This window comes from Pontibacter sp. HJ8 (assembly GCF_054824225.1).
The window spans coordinates 1-4,841 of sequence record NZ_JSYF01000097.1 but is presented as its reverse complement, the minus strand read 5'-3'; the positions used below and the strand labels follow the sequence as shown (position 1 = coordinate 4,841).

The window sequence follows — 4,841 nt, the reverse complement described above, 5'->3', positions numbered from 1 at the left end:
TCTCCCAGTTTCTCTGTTGAGCCACCTTGTTTCCGGTGCCGCAGGCATTGCGACCGAAGGGAAGCAGAGGGAAGATACACAGTGGCGATGCAGAGAAACGATGCCCCGCGGCTTAGAGCGCTCCAATGTTAAGAATGAAACGATGGGTATAAGAGCATCGGAATAAAGGCAGCTACGGAGCAATAAGCCAACTGGCCTACAAGACGGACTCCGGCTAAATGCTACAACAGTACAAAGTAAGGCTACTATACCTTACAGATCAACGGTTACTTCTACACCATCTATCGCTTCCAGTTTAGCAGAAACTTCTTCCTGCAATTTTTTTCGCACTTCCAACGTCAGGCGGCAGTCGAGTTCGAATTGCTGCTCTTTCACGCTCAACGCATACTCTTTTACCAAACTCATCACGTCGTTCATCTGGGGGTAGGCGAAATGCACCTGGAGCAAGGCGGTTTCGTGCTTTTCGATGATGGTTGCTTGGGCCAGTGCTTCAGCTGCTGAGGTTTTATAAGCGTTGATCAGGCCGCTCACACCCAGTTTGGTGCCTCCGAAGTAACGTACAACCACCACCAGCACATTGCTCAGGTCGGCTGACCGGATCTGGCCCAGGATCGGATCTCCGGCAGAATGGTTGGGCTCCCCGTCGTCGTTGGCGCGGTAGCGGCTTTTGTCGGCGCCCAGGCTGTAGGCATAGCAATGGTGGCGGGCATCAAAGTACTGTTTCCTGAGCCCGGCAAGGACTTCTTTTACCTCCTCCTCCGAGTAGACCGGGTAGGCCAGCGCGATGAACTTGCTGCCTTTCTCTTTGTAGAGGCCCTCCGAAGGGCTTGCCAGGGTGCGGTAGGTATCTTCCATGTCGTTAAAACAAATTAGCCGTTATTTCCTGGTAAGAGAGCAAGCACCATGAAAAAGAGAGAGGCACCGGAAAGTATGCTCAGCAGCAGGTATAGCATAAGGCTTTGGTCAGCAGCAGGCGGCTGACCTGGTTTGTTGCGAATTTAGCGGATGTACACGCAAGGGTAAAGCCGGGCTTGGTTATATAGCTGGATTCCGCCGAAAATGTTTTAATTTGTGGCTGCACTAACGATTCTGCCTTTGTCAGCTACCCCTTACCTGTTACAGTTTGCGCCTGTTGGAAGCGATGCCATTGGCTACATCGCGTCCACACAGTATGCCCGGGACATACCCTTCGGGATCAGGCGTGTCTTCTGGACCTACGGCACCCCGCAACAGGTGCTGCGCGGGCAGCATGCCAACAAGGCAACCGAAGAAGTATTGGTCGCCCTCACGGGAAGGATAACCGTAGAGACGGACACCGGGCGTGGTACCGAAACCTTTGTACTGGACTCTCCCACCAAAGGCGTCTACATACCGGCCATGTGCTGGACAACCCTTCATCTTGCGGAAGGAACCGTAGGCCTGTGCCTGGCTTCCACTGATTTTGATGAAGCGGATTATATCCGGGATTATGAAGTGTTCAAACGCATGGTCACGCATCTGGCGATGTAGCCGCATGCTATACCTTCTCCTGTTCCTATGCTACAACCAGGTGTTCCATTTTTTGCTTTCAGAGACTTCCCGGAAGGTATAAACCGGGAGGTGGAGCAGGCATTGGTGCAGGCGGCAGGCGGCAACCAATTCATATTGGGAGAAGAGGTAGAAGCCTTTGAGCAGGAACTGGCCAAAGCGCTGCAGACAGGTATAGCCGTGGGCGTGGGCAATGGCTACGATGCCTTGGTCGTCGCACTAAAGGCAGCAGGAGTAGGGCCGGGAGATGAAGTGATCGTGCCGGCCAATACCTTCATTGCTACTGTGAACGCGGTCGTACAGGCCGGTGCTATACCTGTGCTGGCAGAGCCTGATCTGCTTACCTGCAACCTGACCGCAGTAATGGCAGCGGCAGCTATCACCGAACGAACCAAAGCCATTCTACCCGTTCACCTGTATGGGCAGGCCTGTCAGATGGACGCATTTGTGCAACTGAGCGGGGAGCATAACCTCATCTTGATAGAAGACTTTGCCCAGGCACACGGCGCCTGCTATGTCGGAAAGCAGGTAGGCTGCTTCGGAAATATAAATGCTACCAGTTTTTACCCTACCAAAAATCTCGGGGCACTGGGCGACGGCGGAGCCGTGGTAACCGCTGATCCGGAGCTGGCCGCATTTGCACGCATGTACCGCAACTATGGTCAGGAGCAGAAGTACCACAACAGAATCATCGGGATCAACTCACGACTCGACACCCTGCAGGCGGCTGTGCTGCGGGTAAAACTGCGGCACCTGCCCCAGCTGAACCAGGAACGACAGCGCCTGGCGCAGCTATACCTGGAAGAACTGCAAGGTATAGCGGATCTTGCGCTACCCGTTACAGCGCCCGGAAGCACACACGTCTACCACATCTTCCATATCCGGACCCGGCACCGCGACACGTTACAGGTATGGCTGGCGGAGCAGGGCATTCAGACGGCGGTGCACTACCCGGTGCCGGTGCACCTGCAGGAGGCCTATACCTACCTGGGGTACCGGCGTGGCAGTTTTCCGGTGGCCGAAGAACTGGCCGACACCAGCCTGAGCCTGCCTTTGTTCCCCGGTATGACGGCAGCGGAACAGCAGGCGGTTATCAGTTCCATCCACACCTTCTTCCGGCACCATGGCTGAACTACCCAGGCTGCCATTGGTTTCCATTATCTGCCTGTGCTACAACCACGCACGTTTCCTGGCAGAGGCTCTGGACTCTGTGCTAGTTCAGACATATCCCAACCTGGAAATCATCTTGGTAGATGACTGCAGCACCGATCACAGTGTGGCCATAATAGAGGAGTATCTTCAAAAATATCCGCAACTCACCTTCATCAGCACCGGCACCAACCAAGGCAACACAAGGGCTTTTAACATGGGTTGGCGTGCCTCCAGCGGGGAGTACATCATCGATTTTGCCACAGACGATGTGCTGTTGCCCGACCGGGTCGAAAAGCAGGTGAAGGCATTTCTGAGCCTCGATGAAAGCTACGGCGTGGTGTATTCGGATGCCGAGTACATCGATGATAACAGCAGGCACCTCAGCTATCACTGCACCCGCAACCCGCAGGGCGAGGTGATCTCCTTTGCGCCTTCGGGCGATATCTTCCATCACTTGCTGGGCCGCTACTTCATCTGCCCGCCCACCATGATGATGAAACGCCGTGTGCTGGAGTCGCTGAACGGGTATGACGAGGCGCTGGCCTACGAGGACTTCGACTTCTGGATCCGGTCGTCCCGAAACTATAAGTACTTTTTTCTGGTTGATGTTACTACCAGGCGGCGTGTGCACGCGCATTCCCTCTCACAACAATGGTACAAGCCGGGCAATAAACTGGTCGACTCTACGGTGCGGGTGTGTGAGAAAGCCGCACAACTTATCCGGACGCCGGAGGAGAAAGCTGCCCTGACCAGGCGTCTGCAGTACGAAGCGCGCCATACCTACCTCACCGGGCACTATGAACAGGCCGGGCGGCTACTGGAGCTGTTGCGACAGCATGCAGGGTTAGGTCCTGTTTACCAGTCGCTACACCTGCTCAACAGGTATAAAGTCGATCTGGGCTTTCTTCGGAAGATATATTACCGGATCCGGCACTGACAGAATAGCACTCTTTTACTGTCTTTCTAGACTCTGCCGGTATTGGTGAAACTCTTTGGGATTTTTACGTAAGTATAATTTCCGGGAAGCCGGAAGTCCCTTTTGCGCAGCAAGTTAACTTTTGTGACGCTCTGAATGACTATATTAGCATATTTACCTATATTTGAAGTTCAATCTATTAAAACAATAAAATGATCACAGCTGTTGCCTCCCGTATTGAAGTTATGAAATGGATGGAAGACTTTGTTCAGGAAAAAATGACAGAGTTTCTTAAATCTGTAGAAGATAGCTGGCAGCCGGCAGACCTGCTGCCTGACTCCCGCATGGAGAATTTCTTTGAGGAGATCCGCAACCTGCGGGAGCGTGCCAAGGATCTTTCCTATGACCTGATGGCCGTTCTCATTGGCGATACCATTACAGAAGAAGCGCTTCCTACTTACGAAAGCTGGCTGATGACCATCAAGGATCTGCCACAGGAGGAAGAAAGCCCGTGGATGAAGTGGAACCGCGCCTGGACTGCCGAGGAAAACCGTCACGGTGACCTGCTCAATCGCTACCTATACCTGTCTGGCCGTGTCAATATGCGTGAAATGGAGGCTTCCACGCAGTATCTGATCGCAGATGGTTTTGATCTTCAAACAGACAATGACCCGTATCGTGCTTTCGTTTATACCAGTTTCCAGGAGACAGCCACCAACCTGTCTCACCGTCGGGTAGCCCAGATCGCCAAAAAGCAGGGCGACGGTATGCTGGCTAAGATCTGCGGCTACGTAGCCTCGGACGAGGCCCGTCACGCCAAAGCGTACAAGGCCTTTGTTGGCAAGATATTCGAAGCCGACCCGAACGAAATGATGCTGGCTTTCGAAGACATGATGCGCAAGAAGATCGTAATGCCGGCCCACTACATGCGCGAGCTTGGCGTGGACATGGGCAAGACCTTCGGCCACTTTACGGATGCAGCTCAGCGTATCAATGTATACACTGCTATGGACTACACCGATATCCTCGATGACCTGGTGAAAGAGTGGAAAGTGGATGCGGTTACCGGACTGAACGACGCCGGTGAGCGTGCCCGTGAGTACCTGATAGCGCTGCCAAGCCGCCTGAAGCGCGTAGCCGAACGCATGAAAGCCCCTCAGCTGGAGTACAAATTCCGCTGGATCGACTAATACATTCACGTATACCTATAAAAAGGCGGGGCCTGTCAGTTAACTGACAGGCCCCG

At 53.7% G+C, this 4,841-nt stretch carries 5 protein-coding genes; 4 read left to right on the top strand and 1 reads right to left on the bottom strand.

Annotation, left to right across the window (positions count from 1 at the left end; translation table 11 throughout):
- Positions 1-252: 252 nt before the first annotated feature.
- A complete protein-coding gene (locus OB13_RS05785) occupies positions 253-855 on the bottom strand; it encodes an IMPACT family protein (RefSeq protein WP_461489204.1) in 603 nt (200 codons plus the stop codon).
- A 216-nt stretch (positions 856-1,071) separates the two neighbouring features.
- Between OB13_RS05785 and OB13_RS05780 the strand changes: the two genes are divergently transcribed.
- The 4 genes from OB13_RS05780 (at position 1,072) to OB13_RS05765 (ending at position 4,785) form a co-directional block, all read left to right on the top strand.
- A complete protein-coding gene (locus tag OB13_RS05780; RefSeq protein WP_461489203.1) occupies positions 1,072-1,509 on the top strand; it encodes a sugar 3,4-ketoisomerase in 438 nt (145 codons plus the stop codon).
- A 27-nt stretch (positions 1,510-1,536) separates the two neighbouring features.
- A complete protein-coding gene (locus OB13_RS05775) occupies positions 1,537-2,658 on the top strand; it encodes a DegT/DnrJ/EryC1/StrS family aminotransferase (protein WP_461489202.1) in 1,122 nt (373 codons plus the stop codon).
- Positions 2,651-3,616, top strand: a complete 966-nt coding sequence (locus OB13_RS05770) for a glycosyltransferase (protein ID WP_461489201.1) — start codon at positions 2,651-2,653, stop codon at positions 3,614-3,616. Before OB13_RS05775 ends, OB13_RS05770 begins: the two co-directional genes overlap by 8 nt.
- A gap of 191 nt (positions 3,617-3,807) precedes the next feature.
- Positions 3,808-4,785 carry an acyl-ACP desaturase gene (locus OB13_RS05765; RefSeq protein WP_461489200.1) on the top strand — a complete coding sequence of 326 codons (978 nt, stop codon included), beginning with the start codon at positions 3,808-3,810 and terminating at the stop codon, positions 4,783-4,785.
- Positions 4,786-4,841 lie beyond the last annotated feature (56 nt).

Bases quoted from the DNA above. Each gene is read 5' to 3' on its own strand.
- OB13_RS05785 (WP_461489204.1), bottom strand. From the start codon at position 855: ATGGAAGATACCTACCGCACCCTGGCAAGCCCTTCGGAGGGCCTCTAC.
- OB13_RS05775 (WP_461489202.1), top strand. From the start codon at position 1,537: ATGCTACAACCAGGTGTTCCATTTTTTGCTTTCAGAGACTTCCCGGAA.
- OB13_RS05770 (WP_461489201.1), top strand. From the start codon at position 2,651: ATGGCTGAACTACCCAGGCTGCCATTGGTTTCCATTATCTGCCTGTGC.
- OB13_RS05765 (WP_461489200.1), top strand. From the start codon at position 3,808: ATGATCACAGCTGTTGCCTCCCGTATTGAAGTTATGAAATGGATGGAA.